General features: G+C 57.2%; 14 protein-coding genes. 6 read left to right on the top strand and 8 right to left on the bottom strand.

Annotation, left to right across the window (positions count from 1 at the left end; genetic code table 11):
- Positions 1 to 5: 5 nt before the first annotated feature.
- Positions 6 to 644, bottom strand: coding sequence for an HTH-type transcriptional repressor FabR (gene fabR, locus EoCCA6_RS12525; protein ID WP_152082926.1), 639 nt, complete (start codon positions 642 to 644; stop codon positions 6 to 8).
- Positions 645 to 840: 196 nt separating this feature from the next.
- Between fabR and sthA the strand changes: the two genes are divergently transcribed.
- Entirely contained in the window at positions 841 to 2,241 is a 1,401-nt protein-coding gene (gene sthA / locus EoCCA6_RS12520) for a Si-specific NAD(P)(+) transhydrogenase (protein ID WP_003862057.1), read from the top strand.
- Here the strand turns inward: sthA and oxyR are convergent.
- From oxyR to argC, 4 genes are all read right to left on the bottom strand, one after another.
- Positions 2,224 to 3,141 carry a DNA-binding transcriptional regulator OxyR gene (oxyR, locus tag EoCCA6_RS12515; protein WP_152082925.1) on the bottom strand — a complete coding sequence of 306 codons (918 nt, stop codon included), beginning with the start codon at positions 3,139 to 3,141 and terminating at the stop codon, positions 2,224 to 2,226. The two genes, sthA and oxyR, sit on opposite strands and share 18 nt — an antisense overlap.
- 304 nt (positions 3,142 to 3,445) lie before the next feature.
- Positions 3,446 to 4,819, bottom strand: coding sequence for an argininosuccinate lyase (argH, locus tag EoCCA6_RS12510; RefSeq protein WP_152082924.1), 1,374 nt, complete (start codon positions 4,817 to 4,819; stop codon positions 3,446 to 3,448).
- 105 nt (positions 4,820 to 4,924) lie between these two features.
- Positions 4,925 to 5,701 (bottom strand): acetylglutamate kinase, encoded by a 777-nt coding sequence (gene argB, locus EoCCA6_RS12505; RefSeq protein WP_098946274.1) that lies wholly within the window; start codon positions 5,699 to 5,701, stop codon positions 4,925 to 4,927.
- A gap of 6 nt (positions 5,702 to 5,707) precedes the next feature.
- Positions 5,708 to 6,712: an N-acetyl-gamma-glutamyl-phosphate reductase gene (argC, locus tag EoCCA6_RS12500; RefSeq protein WP_152082923.1), complete on the bottom strand. Its 1,005-nt coding sequence runs from the start codon at positions 6,710 to 6,712 to the stop codon at positions 5,708 to 5,710.
- An 88-nt stretch (positions 6,713 to 6,800) separates the two neighbouring features.
- Between argC and argE the strand changes: the two genes are divergently transcribed.
- The 5 genes from argE to gldA all read left to right on the top strand — a co-directional run bounded on the left by argE (position 6,801) and on the right by gldA (position 13,640).
- Positions 6,801 to 7,952: an acetylornithine deacetylase gene (gene argE, locus EoCCA6_RS12495; protein ID WP_152082922.1), complete on the top strand. Its 1,152-nt coding sequence runs from the start codon at positions 6,801 to 6,803 to the stop codon at positions 7,950 to 7,952.
- Between the two features lie 271 nt (positions 7,953 to 8,223).
- Positions 8,224 to 10,875, top strand: coding sequence for a phosphoenolpyruvate carboxylase (gene ppc, locus EoCCA6_RS12490; protein WP_152082921.1), 2,652 nt, complete (start codon positions 8,224 to 8,226; stop codon positions 10,873 to 10,875).
- Between the two features lie 93 nt (positions 10,876 to 10,968).
- A complete protein-coding gene (locus tag EoCCA6_RS12485) occupies positions 10,969 to 11,733 on the top strand; it encodes a helix-turn-helix transcriptional regulator (protein ID WP_152082920.1) in 765 nt (254 codons plus the stop codon).
- 128 nt (positions 11,734 to 11,861) lie between these two features.
- Positions 11,862 to 12,524: a fructose-6-phosphate aldolase gene (gene fsa, locus EoCCA6_RS12480; RefSeq protein WP_152082919.1), complete on the top strand. Its 663-nt coding sequence runs from the start codon at positions 11,862 to 11,864 to the stop codon at positions 12,522 to 12,524.
- A 12-nt stretch (positions 12,525 to 12,536) separates the two neighbouring features.
- Positions 12,537 to 13,640, top strand: coding sequence for a bifunctional L-1,2-propanediol dehydrogenase/glycerol dehydrogenase (gene gldA, locus EoCCA6_RS12475; RefSeq protein ID WP_152082918.1), 1,104 nt, complete (start codon positions 12,537 to 12,539; stop codon positions 13,638 to 13,640).
- A 90-nt stretch (positions 13,641 to 13,730) separates the two neighbouring features.
- Here gldA and katG read toward each other — a convergent pair whose 3' ends face one another.
- The 3 genes from katG to EoCCA6_RS12460 all read right to left on the bottom strand — a co-directional run bounded on the left by katG (position 13,731) and on the right by EoCCA6_RS12460 (position 19,606).
- Positions 13,731 to 15,911 (bottom strand): catalase/peroxidase HPI, encoded by a 2,181-nt coding sequence (gene katG, locus EoCCA6_RS12470; protein WP_152082917.1) that lies wholly within the window; start codon positions 15,909 to 15,911, stop codon positions 13,731 to 13,733.
- 143 nt (positions 15,912 to 16,054) lie between these two features.
- Entirely contained in the window at positions 16,055 to 16,945 is an 891-nt protein-coding gene (gene metF, locus EoCCA6_RS12465; RefSeq protein ID WP_152082916.1) for a methylenetetrahydrofolate reductase, read from the bottom strand.
- 228 nt (positions 16,946 to 17,173) lie between these two features.
- A complete protein-coding gene (locus EoCCA6_RS12460; protein WP_152082915.1) occupies positions 17,174 to 19,606 on the bottom strand; it encodes a bifunctional aspartate kinase/homoserine dehydrogenase II in 2,433 nt (810 codons plus the stop codon).
- Between the last annotated feature and the right edge of the window lies 1 nt (position 19,607).

Below are 19,607 nucleotides of genomic sequence, written 5' to 3'. Positions count from 1 at the left end.
CACCTTCACTCTTCGGTTTGATGTGCCAGTTTCTCTTGTTCACGGCGATACCAGTAGTACGCACCTTTGGAAATCATCCGCAGCTGCAATACCAGTCGCTCTTCGAGTTGCTTGCGTTGCTCAACGCTGACATCCAGTGCTTCGGCACCCGCACTGAAGACAATCGTCACCATCGCTTCGGCCTGTGCTTCCGTAAAAGCACGCGGCATATGGTTTTCGAGTTCCAGATAGTCGGCAAGTTCCGCGATGAAATGTTGAATTTCACGCGCGACCGCAGCACGAAACGCGGCAGAGGTTCCGGAACGCTCGCGCAGCAGCAGGCGAAATGCATTAGGGTTATTGCCGATAAATTCCATAAAAGTCGACACCGACGTGCGGATCACGCTGCCGCCTTTGGCAATGCGCTGGCGCGCCTGGCGCATAAGCTGGCGCAGCATCAGCCCACTTTCATCGACCATGGTCAGGCCCAGTTCATCCACATCACGGAAGTGACGATAGAAGGACGTTGGCGCAATCCCGGCCTCACGCGCCACTTCGCGCAGGCTCAAACTGGCAAAACTTCGCTCGGCACTCAGTTGACTGAATGCCGCTTCCACCAGCGAACGCCGGGTTTTCTCTTTTTGTTGTGCTCTAACGCCCATCACGATAGTTGAATCCTTCCAAAGGCCTGCAGGCACTATACCAGAGAATAAAATTAATCTGTTTGGTTAGCTTTGTGAATGATTGTTTACGCGCGGTTTGTGCTCCACTGCCCGAAAAAAGCACAACGATAATTGGGATACTTCTGCAATGATGTTATGATTCTGTTGCTTTTATGTATAAGAACAGGTAAGCCTTGCCATGCCACATTCCTACGATTACGACGCAATAGTTATTGGTTCCGGCCCCGGCGGCGAAGGCGCTGCTATGGGTCTGGTGAAACAGGGAGCCAGAGTAGCGGTCATTGAGCGCTATCATAATGTTGGCGGCGGTTGCACCCACTGGGGCACCATCCCGTCGAAAGCCCTCCGCCACGCCGTTAGCCGCATTATTGAATTTAACCAGAACCCTCTTTACAGCGACCACTCCCGACTTCTTCGTTCCTCCTTTGCCGATATCCTGAATCACGCAGACACGGTCATTAACCAGCAGACGCGCATGCGTCAGGGTTTCTATGAGCGCAACCACTGTGAAATTCTGCAAGGTAACGCGCATTTCGTGGATGAACACACCCTGGCGCTGGAGTGCCACGACGGTTCGGTTGAGACGCTCACCGCTGAAAAATTTGTGATCGCCTGCGGTTCCCGCCCGTACCATCCGGCAGACGTGGACTTCTCGCACCCGCGCATCTACGACAGCGACTCCATCCTCAGCCTGCACCACGAGCCACGCCATGTGATCATCTATGGCGCGGGCGTGATTGGCTGCGAATATGCGTCGATCTTCCGAGGTATGGAGGTCAAAGTCGATCTCATCAACACCCGCGACCGGCTGCTTGCCTTCCTCGATCAGGAGATGTCAGATTCCCTTTCCTATCATTTCTGGAACAGCGGTGTGGTGATTCGCCACAACGAAGAGTACGAGAAGATCGAAGGCTGCGACGACGGTGTGATCATGCACCTGAAGTCCGGCAAGAAGCTGAAAGCTGACTGCCTGCTGTACGCCAACGGCCGTACCGGCAACACCGATTCACTGCAGCTGGAAAATATCGGGCTTGAAACCGACAGCCGCGGGCAGCTCAAGGTCAACAGCATGTATCAGACCGCCCTGCCGCACGTGTATGCAGTGGGCGACGTAATTGGCTACCCAAGTCTGGCATCAGCCGCTTACGACCAGGGGCGCATTGCCGCTCAGGCGCTGGTGAAAGGCGAAGCAACGGCGCATCTGATCGAAGATATCCCGACGGGTATCTACACCATTCCGGAAATCAGCTCTGTGGGGAAAACCGAGCAGCAGTTGACGGCCATGAAGGTGCCTTACGAGGTAGGTCGTGCCCAGTTTAAACATCTGGCGCGCGCGCAAATCGTGGGGATGAGCGTGGGTACGCTGAAGATCCTGTTCCATCGCGAGACGAAAGAGATCCTCGGGATTCACTGCTTTGGTGAACGTGCCGCGGAAATCATTCATATCGGCCAGGCAATCATGGAGCAAAAAGGTGGCGGCAACACCATCGAGTACTTCGTTAACACCACCTTTAACTACCCGACCATGGCGGAAGCCTATCGGGTAGCTGCGCTGAACGGCTTAAACCGCCTGTTTTAACGCGTTGTCAAAATGGCCATCCATCGCACCACGGATGGCCTCTGCCAGCTGCTCATAGCGGCTGCGCAGCGGTGACCCAGGGCGATAAACCAGACCTATCGTGCGGCGCGGCTCTGGCTTAATGCACGGCAGATAAACCACACCATCACGTTGACGCTCGCGCGGCACGGCCAGCGCAGGCAACAGTGTGATGCCGCTTCCCGCCGCCACCATGTTACGCAGCGTTTCCAGGCTGGTTGCGCGGAAATGGGTATCTTCGTCGGCACCTGCTTCGAAGCAGAAGCCCATCGCCTGATCGCGCAGGCAGTGACCATCTTCCAGCATCAGCAGCTTTTCACCGGCCAGATCGGCCATCGGCACGCGATCGCGGTTTGCCCACGGGTGATCTTCATAGATCGCCAGCATCATCGGCTCATCGAACAGCGGTACTTCAATGAAGGCTTCACTCTCTTTGACCAACGCCAGAATCGCGCAGTCGAGCTTGCCGCTGTCTAACTGCGCCAGCAACTGATGGGTTTGCGCTTCATGCAGATACATTTCGAGTTTCGGGAATGTCTGGTGCAGCATCGGAATGATCTGCGGCAACAGGTACGGGCCAACGGTTGGGATCAGGCCAATATGCAGCGGGCCGGACATCGTCTCCCCCTGCTGGCTTGCCATTTCCTTGAGCACTTTGACCTCGCGCAGCACAGTACGCGCCTGATCCACCAGCAACAGACCGGCCTGGGTGAACAGTACCTTACGGCTGGTGCGCTCCAGCAGCATGACGCCCAGCTCATCTTCCAGCTTGCGGATCTGGCCGCTCAGCGTAGGCTGGCTGACGTGGCAGGAATCTGCCGCGCGACGAAAATGGCGGTGCTCGGCTAACGCTACCAGGTATTCAAGATCACGAATATTCATTATTCATCCTCCGTCGCCACGATAGTTCATGGCGATAGATAGCATAGCAACGAACGATTATCCCTATCAAGCATTCTGTTGAATAATACACCACATAGACGAGGCGGCACGTGTTTGACCCTTGACGTCCCCGCACCGTCAGCGAGTTTCTCTCAAAACTCGAACAACTAAAGCCAACGTGAACTTTTGCGGACCCCGTGGTCCGCTTTTTTTTGCGTAAAAAAAGCCCAGCGCTAAGCCAGGCTCCGTTTTTCTCCCTCTCCCTGTGGGAGAGGGCCGGGGTGAGGGCACCAGCCCGCACGGTTTAAACCAACCGACCTTTCGCATCCGCAATCGCCTGCGCCACCTGCTTCGGTGACACGCCGCCTTTCGCGGCACGTTTATCCAGGCAGGACTGCAGCGCCAGAATCGGATACACATCATCCCCGATAACCGCGCTGAATTTTTGCAGATCGGCAAGCGCCAGATCTTCCAGCGGTTTACCCTGACGAATCGCTTCTACCACCGCTTCACCCACGATATGGTGCGCTTCACGGAACGGTACACCTTTCGCGACCAGATAATCCGCCAGCTCGGTCGAGTTAGCATAACCCTGTTGCGCCGCTTCCTGACAGCGCGGGCGTTTCACCTGGATGCCGTCCAATACCAGCGCGCCCATGTGCAGACAATCCAGCCAGGTGTCGAGCGCGTCGAACAACCCTTCTTTGTCTTCCTGCATATCTTTGTTGTACGCCAGCGGCAGCCCTTTCAGGGTCATCATCATACCGGTCAGCGCGCCCTGCACGCGGCCACACTTGCCGCGGATCAGCTCCAGCGCGTCCGGGTTTTTCTTCTGCGGCATCAGGGAAGAACCTGAGGTCACGCGGTCGGACAGCTCGACGAAGCCCGCTTCGCCAGAGTTAAAGAAGATCAGATCTTCAGCAAAGCGCGACAGGTGCACCATGCCGATAGAGGCATTCGAGAGCAGCTCCAGCACGTGGTCGCGGTCAGAGACGCTGTCCAGACTGTTGCGGGTGGCGGAGGCAAAGCCGAGCCAGCCTGCCAGCTGTTCACGGTCGATTTCATACGCCGTACCGGCCAGCGCGCCGCTGCCCAGCGGGCTGACGTCCAGACGTTTCAGAGTATCCTGCAGACGGCTTTCGTCACGCGCCAGCATCTCAACGTAGGCCAGACACCAGTGCGCAAAGGTCACAGGCTGCGCGCGCTGCAGGTGGGTATAACCCGGCATCACCGCGTCCTGATTGTTCTGCGCGGTTTCCACCAGCGCGCTCTGCAGCTGACGGTTGGCCGCCAGCAGCTCGCTAACGGTGTCTTTACACCACAGCTTCAGGTCAGTCGCAACCTGGTCGTTACGGCTACGGCCGGTGTGCAGTTTTTTACCCAGTTGACCGACTTTATCGATGAGTTTGCCTTCCACCCAACTGTGAATATCTTCGGCATCACTCTGCAGGATTTGCTGCGGGTCCAGACGCACCTCTTCGAGTAGGTTATTCAGCGCCTCTTCCAGCTGCAGTTGTTCGTCTGCGGTCAGCACACCAACCGTCACCAGCGCTTTGGACCAGGCCACAGAGCCGACGATATCCTGTTCGGCCAGGCGGTAGTCGAAGCGCAAAGAGTCGTTGAACTGTTTGAACCGTTGATCCGCTGCCTGTGTAAAACGCCCACCCCAAAGTGCCATAACGAATTTCCTTAATGATGATATTTTTGCCCGGTGGCGCTGCGCTTACCGGGCCTACAAATTTCACGTAGGCCGGATAAGCGAAGCGCCATCCGGCACAGAATCTTAAGCCAGAATACGCGTGCCAATCGGCGTGCCGTTAAACAGCGCCGGGAGCTGCTCCGCGTGACGCCAGGAGGCGATATCCACCGGACGGCCAAGCGTGCGCGCCGCATCCAGCGCCGCGTTCACCTTAACGATCATCCCGTCGGTGATAATGCCCTGAGCAATTAACTGCTCGGCTTTCGCGGCGGTCATTTCTGCAATGCGCTGGCCTTTGCCGTCCAGAATGCCGCTCACGTCGGAGAGCAGGATCAGGTCTGCACCCAGCGTTGCCGCCAGTGCGGTGGCCGCCTGGTCCGCGTTCACGTTCATCAGCTCGCCCTCTTCGGTCACGCCGATAGAGCTCACCACCGGCAGGAAACCGCCTTCCAGCAGCGTGTTAATCAGCTTAGGCGAACCCGGCTGCGCCAGTCCAACGTGTCCAAGCTCTTCGTCGAGCTGGGTCACTTTTACGCTGTCGCCATCGCCCAGATAGAGGCCAACGGAAGCGATATGGTGTTTCTTCGCCCACGCCAGCAGCGTTTTGTTCGCCGTGCCCGCCAGCGCACCGGTAATGATGTCAATCTGGTCAGCAGGTGTGACGCGCAGGCCATTCTTCTTTTTCACCGGCAGATTAAGCCCTTTCATCAGCTCATCCACCACGCAACCGCCGCCGTGAACAATCACCAGCGGACGTTGATGTGATTCGCGATAGTTAACCAGCGCGGTAAACAGACGCTCCAGCGCTTCTTCGCTGTCCAGCAGCACACCACCGAGTTTGATAATTAATGGGTTCATCATCACACCTTAAATAAGAGCCTGCGTTTCAGGGAAGCCGAAACGAATATTTGCACACTGCATTGCCTGCGCGGCAGCGCCTTTGAGTAAGTTATCTTCTGCAGCCACCACAATCAGGTGTTCACCCTGCACGGCAAAGCCGATGTCGCAGAACGGCAGGCCAACCACGTTTTTCAGTGCCGGCACGCCTTTGTCGTACAGACGCACCAGCGGTTTATCCGCATACGCCTGAGTAAAGGCTTCACCAATCTGTTCTTTGGTCACGCCCGCTTTCAGACGGCAGGTGATGGTTTCGAGAATGCCACGTGGGAAGCTGCCCAGGTGTGGCGTAAAAATGACATCCGTGCCCAGATGGGTCGTAATTTCAGGATGATGACGGTGATTGAATACGCCATAGGGCTGAAGGCTCACTTCGCAGAAGCTGTTGGAGATCGCCGCTTTACGCCCTGCTCCACTCACGCCACTGGTGGCGTTGATCACCGGCCACTGGTTCAGATCCAGCAGGCCCGCGTCGATCAGCGGTTTCAGGGAAAGCTGCGCCGCCGTCGGGTAGCAGCCCGGCACGGCAATCAGATTCGCTTCTTTCAGTTTGTCTGCGCTCCACTCCGCCAGGCCGTAGACCGCTTTTTCAAGCAGTTCCGGGTGCTGATGGGTGAAACCGTAGTATTTTTCATAGAACGCGCCGTCGTTAACGCGGAACGCGCCGGAGAGGTCGAACACCACGCAACCAGCCGCCAGAAACTGCGGTGCCAGGTCGTGGCTGACTTCGTGCGCGGTGGCTAAAAACACCACGTCGACGCCGTCGGTGAACTCGCTGATGTCGGACATCGGCTGCAGCGGCAGGTCAACAATGCCCCTAAGCTGCGGATGCAAATCGGAAATTAACTTTCCTGCATCATTGCTTTGCGCTGACACGGTCAAAGCGGTTATGGTCATATGAGGGTGGCGATTCACGTAGCTTACAAGCTCTGCGCCCGCATAACCGCTAGCGCCTACAATCAGCGTATTCAACATCGGGTTCCTTTATGCTCAACGTTAATGTATTTTTATTCACATTTATTGCATGAATATTGATACTATCACGACCTAAGGTGTGTCAACAATGAAAATGAACTTACCGCCATTTATCGAGATTTACCGCGCCCTGATTGCCACACCGTCTATCAGCGCAACGGAAGAAGCGCTGGATCAGAGCAATGAGTCTTTAATCAATCTGCTGGCGGGTTGGTTTAGCGATCTTGGGTTCAACGTTGAGGTTCAGCCCGTCCCCGGAACACGCAACAAATTTAACCTGCTCGCCAGTACCGGACACGGCGCGGGCGGCCTGCTGCTGGCTGGTCATACCGACACCGTGCCATTTGACGATGGCCGCTGGACGCGCGACCCGTTCACCCTGACCGAGCACGACAACAAGCTCTACGGTCTGGGCACCGCCGACATGAAAGGCTTCTTCGCCTTTATCCTCGATGCGCTGCGTGACGTGGACGTGACAACGCTGAAAAAGCCGCTCTACATTCTGGCGACCGCCGATGAAGAGACCAGCATGGCAGGCGCACGCTACTTCTCTGAGAACACGGCGATTCGCCCGGACTGCGCGATCATCGGCGAGCCGACTTCTCTGCAACCGATTCGTGCGCATAAGGGCCATATTTCTACGGCAGTACGCGTGCTCGGACAGTCCGGCCACTCCAGCGATCCGGCGCGCGGCGTGAACGCCATTGAGCTGATGCACGACGCCATCGGCCGCATCATGACCCTGCGCGACTCGCTGAAAGAACGTTATCACTACGAGGCGTTCACCGTGCCGTATCCGACCCTGAACCTCGGCAGCCTGCACGGCGGCGATGCGTCTAACCGTATCTGCGCCTGCTGCGAACTGCACATGGACATCCGCCCATTGCCGGGCATGACGTTAAGCGATCTGGATGGCTTACTGAACGAAGCGCTGGCCCCGGTGAGCGAACGCTGGCCGGGCCGTCTGACGGTTTCCGAGCTGCATCCGCCTATTCCGGGTTACGAGTGCCCGCCAGATCACCAGCTGGTTGAAGTGGTAGAAAAACTGCTCGGTGAGAAAACCGACGTGGTGAACTACTGCACCGAAGCGCCGTTTATTCAGACTCTGTGCCCGACGCTGGTGCTCGGCCCTGGTTCTATCAATCAGGCGCACCAGCCGGATGAGTATCTGGAAACCCGCTTTATCAAACCAACCCGCGAACTGATCACCCAGGTTGTGCATCACTTCTGCTGGCATTAAAAACGCACCGAACTGTCCCCTCTCCCTGTGGGAGAGGGTTAGGGTGAGGGCAACAAATCGCATGATCTTCGTCACATTCCCATAAGCATCACTTATCTGACGCAATGCGAATTAAATTTCGTAAATTACCTGCATTTATTCGTTTGCTGAACCGTTTTCGCAGCAATTGACGACGGGGGTTTTACGTGGCTTTATAAAGGGAGATGACAAAATAATGTCCAACAGATTTTCGACTGGGCATAAACAAAAATGATGGGGTGACTGGGTTTTTATGAACGAACAATATTCCGCGTTGCGTAGTAATGTCAGTATGCTCGGCAAAGTGCTTGGAGATACCATCAAAGATGCGTTGGGGGAGAATATCCTCGACCGCGTTGAAACTATCCGCAAGCTGTCCAAATCTTCCCGTGCCGGTAACGAGGCCAGTCGTCAGGAACTGCTCACCACGTTGCAAAACCTTTCTAACGACGAGCTGCTGCCTGTCGCCCGCGCGTTCAGCCAGTTCCTGAATCTCGCGAACACCGCTGAGCAATACCACAGCATTTCGCCAAAAGGCGAAGCGGCCAGCAACCCGGAAGTCATTGCCCGCACCCTTCGTAAACTGAAAGACCAGCCAGACCTCAACGAAGCGACCATCAAAAAAGCGGTGGAATCCCTTTCGCTGGAGCTGGTCCTGACCGCGCACCCAACGGAAATCACCCGTCGAACACTGATCCACAAAATGGTGGAAGTGAACAACTGCCTGAAACAGCTGGATAACAAAGACATTGCCGATTACGAACGTAACCAGCTGATGCGCCGTCTGCGCCAACTGATTGCCCAGTCCTGGCACACCGATGAAATCCGTAAACATCGCCCAAGCCCGGTTGATGAAGCCAAATGGGGCTTTGCGGTGGTGGAAAACAGCCTCTGGGAAGGTATACCAAACTATCTGCGTGAGCTGAACGAACAGCTGGAAGAGAACCTGGGCTACCGCCTGCCGGTTGATTTTGTGCCAGTGCGTTTCACTTCCTGGATGGGCGGCGACCGCGACGGCAACCCAAACGTCACTGCCGAAATTACCCGCCACGTTCTGCTGCTGAGCCGCTGGAAAGCGACCGACCTGTTCCTGAAAGATATTCAGGTACTGATCTCCGAGCTGTCGATGGTGGAAGCGACGCCGGAACTGCGCGAGCTGGCTGGCGAAGAAGGTGCGAGCGAGCCGTATCGCTTCCTGATGAAAAAGCTGCGCGGCCAGCTCATGGCGACTCAGGCCTGGCTGGAAGCACGTCTGAAAGGCCAGCGCCTGCCAAAACCGGAAGGTCTGCTAAGCCAGAACGAACAGCTCTGGGAGCCGCTTTACGCCTGTTATAAATCGCTGCAGGCCTGCGGTATGGGCATCATCGCCAACGGCGAACTGCTCGACACCCTGCGCCGCGTGAAGTGTTTCGGCGTGCCGCTGGTGCGTATCGACGTGCGTCAGGAAAGCACCCGTCATACCGAAGCACTGGGCGAACTGACCCGCTATCTCGGCATTGGCGACTATGAAAGCTGGTCCGAAGCCGACAAACAGGCTTTCCTGATCCGAGAGCTGAACTCCAAGCGCCCTCTGCTGCCGCGCAACTGGGAGCCAAGCAACGACACCCGCGAAGTGCTCAACACCTGTAAAGCGATCGTGGATGCGCCGAAAGGATCGGTGGCCGCCTATGTGATCTCCATGGCGAAAACCCCGTCCGACGTGCTGGGCGTTCACCTTCTGCTGAAAGAAGCGGGCATCGACTATGCCCTGCCGGTGGCACCGCTGTTTGAAACGCTTGATGACCTGAATAATGCCAACGACGTCATGACCCAGTTACTGAACATCGACTGGTATCGCGGCTTCATTCAGGGCAAGCAGATGGTGATGATTGGCTATTCCGACTCCGCAAAAGATGCGGGCGTGATGGCGGCATCCTGGGCGCAGTATCAGGCGCAGGACGCGCTGATCAAAACCTGCGAGAAAGCGGGTATCGAGCTGACCCTGTTCCACGGACGCGGTGGCTCAATTGGCCGTGGTGGTGCGCCTGCACACGCAGCGCTGCTGTCACAGCCGCCAGGAAGCCTGAAAGGTGGCCTGCGCGTGACCGAACAGGGCGAGATGATCCGCTTCAAATACGGCCTGCCAGAAGTGACCATCAGCAGCCTGTCGCTCTACACCAGTGCGATCCTGGAAGCGAACCTGCTGCCACCGCCGGAGCCGAAAGCGTCCTGGTGCCGCATCATGGACGAGCTGTCTGACATCTCCTGCGATCTGTACCGCGGCTACGTGCGTGAAAATAAAGATTTCGTGCCTTACTTCCGTTCAGCCACGCCTGAGCAGGAGCTGGGTAAACTGCCGCTGGGTTCACGTCCGGCCAAACGTCGCCCGACCGGTGGCGTCGAGTCTCTGCGTGCCATTCCGTGGATCTTCGCCTGGACACAAAACCGCCTGATGCTCCCGGCCTGGCTGGGTGCCGGTGCGGCGCTGCAAAAGGTGGTGGAAGACGGCAAACAGAGTGAGCTGGAAACCATGTGCCGCGACTGGCCGTTCTTCTCGACCCGTCTGGGCATGCTGGAGATGGTCTTCTCGAAAGCCGACCTGTGGCTGGCGGAATACTACGATCAGCGCCTGGTGAAACCAGAGCTGTGGGCACTGGGTAAAGAGCTGCGCGAACTGCTGGAAGGCGACATCAAAGTGGTGCTGGATATCGCCAACGACTCACACCTGATGGAAGACCTGCCGTGGATTGCCGAGTCTATCCAGTTGCGTAACGTTTACACCGATCCGCTGAACGTCCTGCAGGCGGAGCTGCTGCACCGTTCCCGTCTGGCGGAAGAGGAAGGTAAAGAGCCAGACCCACGCGTTGAACAGGCGCTGATGGTGACGATTGCGGGCGTTGCGGCAGGTATGCGTAACACCGGCTAAGGCTTCACGCCGGGCGGCGCTGACGCTTGCACAGGCCTACGACAGGTAGGCCGGGTAAGCGCAGCGCCACCCGACAAATTTCGGTAGTCTCCCATGCACCACGATATCACCCGCATTTTGGCTGACCTGGTTAACCGCACGTTACCGCTGCGTCAGATTTATTTCTCAGCCCAGGCCGAGCAGCACCCCCGACCAGCACCCTGCCTCGTTATTACCCTTGATAACCCCTGCAAGGCGTTATTTTCGTCATTCGGACATATCACGCATCCCCCCTCTGACGCCCTGAGCATACACTTCGGTAAGCAGCAGCTGACGCTGCAAATGCACCGCGACAGTTCGCTTGTGGAGCAATTACAGGTTGCCAGGCGCGGCCCGCGAACGGGCGCTTTTCTGCTGCAAACGCTGGCCGAATTACAGATGCAGCCGGATGAGCAAGACACCGCCAGGCTGGTGGTACTGAGCCTTCTCAGCCATTGCCGCGATCTGCTTGGCAGCGACATCCACACCGCCAGCCGCAGCCGCGCGCTGTTTGAAGCCATCCGCAGCTATATCGACGCGCATTATGCTTCACCTCTTACCCGCGAGTCGGTGGCACAGGCGTTTTACATTTCACCGAACTATCTTTCTCATCTTTTCCAAAAAACAGGCAACACGGGATTCAACGAATATCTGACGCAGACGCGTCTTGAACATGCCCGGCAATTGCTGAAAAGCTACGATCTTAAAATCAAAGATATTGCCGCGAACTGCGGTTTTGCGGACAGCAACTACTTCTGCCGCCTCTTTCGCAAGCACACTGAACGCTCCCCTTCAGAATACCGCCGCCAGTATCACAGTCAGCTGACCGCCATAAACTAGCATTGTGATCGCTCTCGCACTTCATTAAGGACATTACATTTGTCCAGTATTTAGCAAAATTGACCTGTATCCGACGCCCGCAGCCCCGCCGTATCCTTGATTCAGACTGACTGACTTAAGGAAAAATAATGGAACTGTATCTGGATACCGCCGACGTCGCGGAAGTTGAACGCCTGGCGCGCATTTTTCCCATTGCGGGTGTCACCACCAATCCGAGCATCATCGCCGCCAGCCGTGAATCCCTCTGGGACGTGCTGCCGCGCCTGCAACAGGCCATCGGGCCGGAAGGTACGCTGTTTGCCCAGACCATGAGCCGTAATGCGGAGGGGATGGTGGCGGAGGCCAAACGTCTCAGCAACGCCATCCCGGATATCGTGGTGAAAATTCCGGTCACCGCTGAGGGGCTGATTGCAATTAACGCGTTGAAAAAAGAAGGCATCACGACGCTGGGCACCGCCGTTTACAGCGCCGCTCAGGGCCTACTGGCCGCGCTGGCCGGTGCGAAATATGTCGCGCCGTATGTGAACCGTGTCGACGCGCAAGGTGGTGATGGCATTCGCATGGTGCAGGAGCTGCAATCCCTGCTGGAACTGCATGCGCCAGAGAGCATGGTGCTGGCCGCCAGCTTCAAAACACCACGTCAGGCGCTGGACTGCCTGCTCGCCGGATGTGAAGCAATCACGCTTCCTTTAGATGTAGCGCAACAAATGCTCAACACTCCGGCGGTAGAGTCAGCCATAGAGAAGTTCGAGCAAGACTGGAAAAACGCGTTTGGTAACCTCAACCTCTAAGGGAGGAATGTTATGGACCGTATCATTCAATCGCCTGGAAAATATATCCAGGGTGCTGATGTTCTCACCCGTCTCGGCGACTATCTGAAACCACTGGCGAATCGCTGGCTGGTTGTTGGCGATAAATTTGTGCTGGGTTTCGCAGAAGAAACCCTGCGTCAAAGTTTCAGACAGGCAGAACTGCATGTCGAAATCGCGCCGTTTGGCGGCGAATGTTCACAAAACGAAATCGATCGTCTGAAAAAAGTGGCCGACAGTGCCGACTGCACGGCAGTGCTGGGTATCGGCGGCGGTAAAACGCTGGATACCGCCAAAGCGCTGGCGCACTTTATGGACGTGCCGGTCGCCATTGCCCCGACCATCGCCTCTACCGACGCACCGTGCAGCGCCCTTTCCGTGATTTACACCGACAGCGGCGAATTCGACCGCTATCTGATGCTGCCGCACAACCCGAACATGGTCATCGTCGACACTAAAGTGGTGGCGGGTGCACCTGCACGTCTGCTGGCTGCGGGGATTGGCGATGCGCTGGCAACCTGGTTCGAAGCACGCGCCTGTTCACGCAGCGGTGCGACAACCATGGCCGGAGGGAAATGCACGCAGGCGGCGTTAGCGCTGGCGGAGCTGTGCTACAACACTCTGGTTGAAGAAGGTGAAAAAGCGATGCTGGCAGCGGAACAACACGTGGTGACGCCGGCTCTGGAACGCATTATCGAAGCGAATACCTATCTCAGCGGCGTCGGGTTTGAAAGCGGTGGCCTGGCGGCGGCGCATGCTATCCACAATGGTATGACGGCAGTGCCGGATGCGCACTCTTTCTATCACGGTGAAAAGGTCGCGTTCGGCACGCTGACGCAACTGGTGCTGGAAAACGCGCCGGTAGAAGAAATCGAAACCGTCGCGGCGCTTTGCCATAGCGTTGGGCTGCCCATCACGCTGGCACAGCTGAACATTAAAGAGAATATTCCAGCCAAAATGCGCCTGATTGCCGAAGCATCCTGCGCAGAAGGCGAAACCATTCACAACATGCCGGGTGGCGTGTCGCCGGATCAGGTTTACGCGGCGCTATTGGTTGCCGACCAGTATGGACAGCGCTTCCTTCAGGAGTGGGAATAACGAAAAAGCCGGGTGGCGGCTACGCCTTACCCGGCCTGCAAATTAAGGTGCCTGTAGGCCGGGTAAGCGCAGCGCCACCCGGCACAATGGTTACTTCAGGTCAAACCGATCCAAATCCATCACTTTCGCCCAGGCTGCAACGAAGTCACGGACGAACTTCTCGCTGGCATCGCTGCTGGCATAAACTTCAGCCAGCGCACGCAGGACGGCGTTAGAACCGAATACCAGATCGGCGCGGGTGGCGGTGTATTTCACTTCACCGCTGGCGCGGTCGCTACCGGCAAACAGCTCGTTAGACTCGTCTGTCGCTTTCCACACGGTATTCATGTCCAGCAGATTGACGAAGAAGTCGTTGCTGAGCACGCCCTCACGGTTGGTGAACACGCCATTTTTGCTGCCATCAAAGTTCGTACCCAGTACGCGAAGGCCACCGATCAGCACCGTCAGTTCTGGCGCGGTCAGCGTCAGCTGCTGGGCTTTATCGATCAGCAGTGATTCGGTCGTGGACACATCCACCTGCGCACGGTAGTTACGGAAGCCGTCAGCAATCGGTTCGAGCAGGTTAAACATCTCGATATCCGTCTGGTCCTGACGCGCATCTACGCGGCCTGGGCTGAACGGTACATTGACGTAAACGCCTGCCGCTTTCGCCGCCTGCTCAACGCCAACCACACCCGCCAGCACGATGATATCGGCCAGTGAGGCTTTGTTGGTGGTGCGCTGAATGGCTTCCAGAGCCGGTAAAGCACGAACCGCTGCGGCGTTAACATCCCAGTCGCGCTGCGGGGCCAGCGCCAGACGTGCACCGTTGGCACCACCACGCTTATCGCCGCCGCGGAAGGTCGAGGCTGACGCCCAGGCCACGGAAACCAGTTCGCTCACGGAGAGGCCCGATGCCGCGATTTCCGCTTTCAGGCTTTCAATGTCTTCTTTCGAAGGGTTGAACACCGGCTGTGGCAGCGGGTCCTGCCAGATCAGATCTTCTTTCGGCACTTCCGGGCCAATATACCGCGCTTTTGGCCCCATATCGCGATGGGTCAGTTTGAACCAGGCGCGAGCGAAGGCTTCATTAAATGCCTGCGGATCGTTCAGGAAGCGGCGAGAGATTTTCTCGAACTCTGGATCGAAACGCAGCGTCAGGTCGGTGACCAGCATGGTTGGCTTGCGTTTTTTCGACGGGTCGAACGGATCGGGCATAATTTCCGGTGCATCCACCGCTTCAAACTGAATAGCGCCCGCCGGGCTGCGGGTCTGCACCCACTCGTATTTGAACAGGTTCTCGAAGAAGTAGTTGCTCCACTGAGTAGGCGTTTGCGACCAGATAACTTCCAGCCCGGAGGTGATGGCGTCTGCGCCAATACCGGTGCCGTGTGTGCTGGCCCAGCCCAGACCCTGCGCTTCGATTGGTGAGGCTTCCGGGTCGGTTCCTACGTGGGTTGCTTCCCCTGCGCCGTGGGTTTTACCGAGCGTATGTCCACCGGCAATCAACGCGACGGTTTCTTCGTCGTTCATCCCCATGTTACCGAAGGTGGCACGAATGGCCGCCGCCGCAGACAGCGGCTCGCCGCTGGCGTTTGGCCCTTCCGGGTTGACGTAAATCAGCCCCATTTCGGTCGCGGCTAATGGACGTTTCGCCAGCGCTTCCGGATCGCGGTGGGTCAGCCAGGCTTTCTCGTCGCCCCAGTTCACGTCCAGATCCGGTTCCCAGACGTCTTCACGTCCGGCACCAAAACCAAAGGTGCGGAAGCCGGAGTTTTCCAGCGCCACGTTACCCGCGAGGATAAACAGGTCAGCCCAGGAGATTTTCTGTCCGTATTTTTGCTTGATCGGCCACAGCAGACGACGCGCTTTATCCAGGCTGACGTTATCAGGCCAGGAGTTGAGCGGTGCAAAGCGCTGTTGACCACGCCCTGCGCCGCCGCGTCCGTCAACCGAACGGTAGGTGCCCGCGCCGTGCCAGGCCATGCGGATAAACAGGCCCGCATAGCTGCCCCAGTCGGCAGGCCACCACGGTTGAGAGTCGGTCAGGAGTGCTTTGAGATCGCCCTTCAGGGCAGAGTAATCAAGTTTGCTAAATTCTTTGCGGTAGTCGAAGTCTTCGCCCAGCGGGTTCGAACGATTTGAATGTTGGTTAAGTAGATCAATGCGGAGTTGTTTAGGCCACCACTCTTTACTGCCAGTGCCTGCACCCGCGCTATGATCGACGCCGCCCTGATGGAACGGGCATTTGCCGATAGATGACGCTTTATTGGTATCGTCTGACGTGCTCATCGCTATGCTCCCTTTACAGTGTTCCCGTTACGATATACACCACCAGCGATTAGAGATAGTTGAATTAATCCACAGATTCGATAGTTAATACCTTTTAACGATGCGTTTGATTAAAAAGCCCTCACTTTGTGAGGGCTTTATGGTTACAGCGCCGGTCGAACACCGAGCGTGTGGCAGATGGCGTAGCTCATTTCCGCGCGGTTCAGCGTATAGAAGTGGAAATCTTTTACCCCTTCACGACTTAAAATCTTCACCATATCCATGGCGATATTGGCACCGACCAGCTTGCGGGTTTCCGGGTCATCATCCAGCCCTTCATACATTTTGGACATCCACAGCGGAATGCGCACGTTGGTCATGTCAGCGAATTTCTTCGCCTGTTTGAAGTTAGACACCGGCAAAATGCCTGGGATAATTTCGACGTCAATGCCTGCGGAAACGCAACGGTCACGAAAACGCAGATAGCTTTCAACATCGAAGAAAAATTGCGTGATGGCACGGTTCGCACCGGCATCCACTTTGCGCTTCAGGTTGAGCAGATCCGCCTGCGCACTTTTCGCTTCCGGGTGAACTTCAGGGTAAGCCGCAACGGAAATATCAAAATCCGCCACCTCTTTCAGCAGCGCGACCAGGTCGGTGGCGTACATGTCCGGCTTACCGCTGCCCGGCGGCAGGTCGCCGCGCAGGGCAACTATGTGGCGGATGCCGTTATTCCAGTAGTCCTGGGCGATGGCACGCAGTTCGTCGCGGGTCGCGTCGATACAGGTCAGGTGCGGAGCCGCTTCCAGACCGGTGCGATCTTTGATGCCTTTAATGATGCTGTGCGTGCGGTCACGCTCACCGGAGTTGGCACCGTAGGTTACGGAGACAAACTTCGGTTTCAGGCTGCTCAGGCGATCGATAGAGCTCCACAGGGTTTGCTCCATTTCACTGGTGCGCGGCGGGAAAAATTCAAAAGAGACGTTAATCTGACCGTTTACTTCGGCCAGGCTCTGATTCAGGGCTTCCCGCTGGTTGGCGTGAAAAAAGCTCATACCTTACCTCTATCAATCGCATGTCGTTGTTTGTTGTATTGTGAACTTCTATACGTTTAGACGTCCAGATGTAAAAATGACGGAAAAGCGGAGTGACGTCAACAGAAATAATCAACAATAACGGTGAGGAATGCTCAGGGAAGATGAAGGGAGTTCATGATGGGGGGGTGAGTGCGGTCTGATGCCCTCACCCCGCCCCTCTCCCACAGGGAGAAGGAAATGCAGACGTTACAGCAGCTTAGCCAGACGGTTGATATCGGACTGGATCGCCCCGGCGGTAACATCGCGCCCGGCTCCCGGCCCGCGGATCACCAGCGGATTATCGCGATACCAGCGACTTTCGATGGCAAAAACGTTGTCGCACGGCAGTAACGCCGCCAGCGGATGTTCAGGACGCACCGCTTCCACACCCACGCGTGCCTTACCGTTCGCCTCAAAACGCGCCACGTAGCGAAGCACCAGCCCCATTTCGTTTGCCGCTTCCAGGCGTTGCACCATCTGGTCGTTCAGTTCATCACCGTTTTCGAAGAAGTGGTCAACAGACCCCTCTTCACAACCCGCAGGCACCAGTGATTCGACGCGCACCTGGCCTGGTTCAATGTCATAACCCGCTTCACGCGCCAGGATCACCAGCTTACGCATCACGTCTTTACCGGCGAGATCAACGCGCGGATCGGGCTCGGTTAGACCCTGCTGCCACGCCTGATCCACCAGGTCGGTGAACGGAACGGTGCCATCGAACTGCAGGAACAGCCAGGAAAGCGTGCCGGAGAAAATGCCGCTCAGCGCCAGAATACTGTCACCGCTTTCAATCAGGTCGCGCACGGTATGGTTAACCGGCAGGCCCGCGCCGACGGTGGCGTTATAGAGCCAGTGACGACCGGTTTTTTCGAACGCGTCGTGGATCTGGCGATATTTATCGGTGCTGCTCGCCCCGGCCAGCTTATTGGCGCTGATGACGTGGAAACCGTGGCTGGCGAAATCAAGATATTGATCGGCAAGCTGCTCGCTGGCGGTGACGTCCAGAACAACCAGATCGTCATACGGGTGCGCGCGCATCCACAGGAACAGCGACTCTTCATCCTGCTCGACCGCTTCATCATTAAAGAACGCAAGCGCCCGGCTGGCGTCCAGCCCTTCGTAGTTCAGCAGGCTGCGGCGGCTGTCCACCACGCCCGCCAGAATAAATTCAAAGCCAGTACGCGCCGAAAGCGTAACTTGCTCGCGCGCAAACAGCTCCAGCCAGCGGGAACCAATGTTCCCTTTCCCGAACAGCACCAGGCCGATACGTTTTTCCGCGCGGAACAGGGAGGTGTGCAGCCCCTGGATCAGACTTTCAGTTGGCCCTTTACGCAGCACGGCCACCAGGCTGATACCCTCTTCCGACTGCCAGGTAAACTCAACCGGCTGGCCTTTCAGCTGCTGCCAGAAGCGGTGGCAGTGCAGCGGGTTACGGGTGACGCCCGCGCCCACCATCGCTACCAGCGCCAGCCCCTGACGCAGACGAAGCTCGCCCGGCAGGCCCGCTTCATCCAGAATTTTCAGCGCACTGTCCGCCACTTCAGCGGTATAGCAGAACTGCAACAGCTGACGGTCATTGTGAACGCCAACAGCAAGCGGACGAACCTGCGCACGCTTCAGGACCAGGTCGATCTCTTTATGCGCCAGTTTGAAATCCTGGCCCGCAGGTACCTGGAACTCAATCAGGCAGATGTCGTCGTGGCTGGTGACAATGCGCGCGCCCGTACCGGAGGCCAGCACGCGTTCAATGCGCGTAGAGCCCTGGTCCGGCGTATAGCTGCAGCGCAACTGCAGGTCGATATCGCTACCAGAAACCGGCTGAAGTGTACGCGCATGCAGAACCGGTGCCGCCAGACGCGCCAGCTCGCTGGCCTCGTCCAGACGCAGCAGCGGCAGCAGGCAGGCATCTTTCACCTTGCGCGGGTCCGCGCTGTAGACACCGGCCACATCGCTCCAGATGGTGACGCGGGAAACACCCGCCAGCGCACCGATTTGCGTCGCCGAGTAGTCCGAGCCGTTACGCCCCAGCAGCACGGTTTCGCCCGCGTTATTGCGGCTGATAAAGCCGGTCACTACAATGCGTTTGCCCGGATGCTGCACCAGCAGTTGCTGGAGCAGCGGGTAAGACAAGCCTTCATCCACCTGTGGCTGCGCGGCGCGCTCGGCGCGCAGAAAATCACGCGCGTCGAGCCAGGCGGCTTCAACACCCAGATTTTGCAGAACTGCGGCCATCAGACGGGCAGACCACACTTCACCGTGACCGACCACCTCAGCATACACCGCGTCGGTAATGCCGCTGTCGAGCAATGCAGCCAGACGCTCAAGGTCGTGCGTGAAGGCGCTGATCAGCCCGTCCGCCACGTCTGCTGGCAGCAGGCCGGCAATCAGCTCGCTCTGGTAACGACGTAAAGACTGTTGCACCTGATGCGCAGAAAGGCGATCGGTCTGGCTCAGTTTCAGCCAGCTAATCAACTGGTTGGTGGTGCTGCCCGCCGCAGAGACAACCATCATGTCACCCGGCTGTGAATACTCGGTCATGATCCCCGCGACACGCAGGTAACACTTCACATCAGCAAGACTACTACCACCAAACTTGTGCAGTTGACGACCCTTCGCCCCTGCCTGCGCTATCACACTCATG

It is taken from the genome of Enterobacter oligotrophicus, assembly GCF_009176645.1.
Lineage (GTDB): Bacteria > Pseudomonadota > Gammaproteobacteria > Enterobacterales > Enterobacteriaceae > Enterobacter > Enterobacter oligotrophicus.
This window is presented reverse-complemented; position numbering and strand designations above follow the sequence as displayed.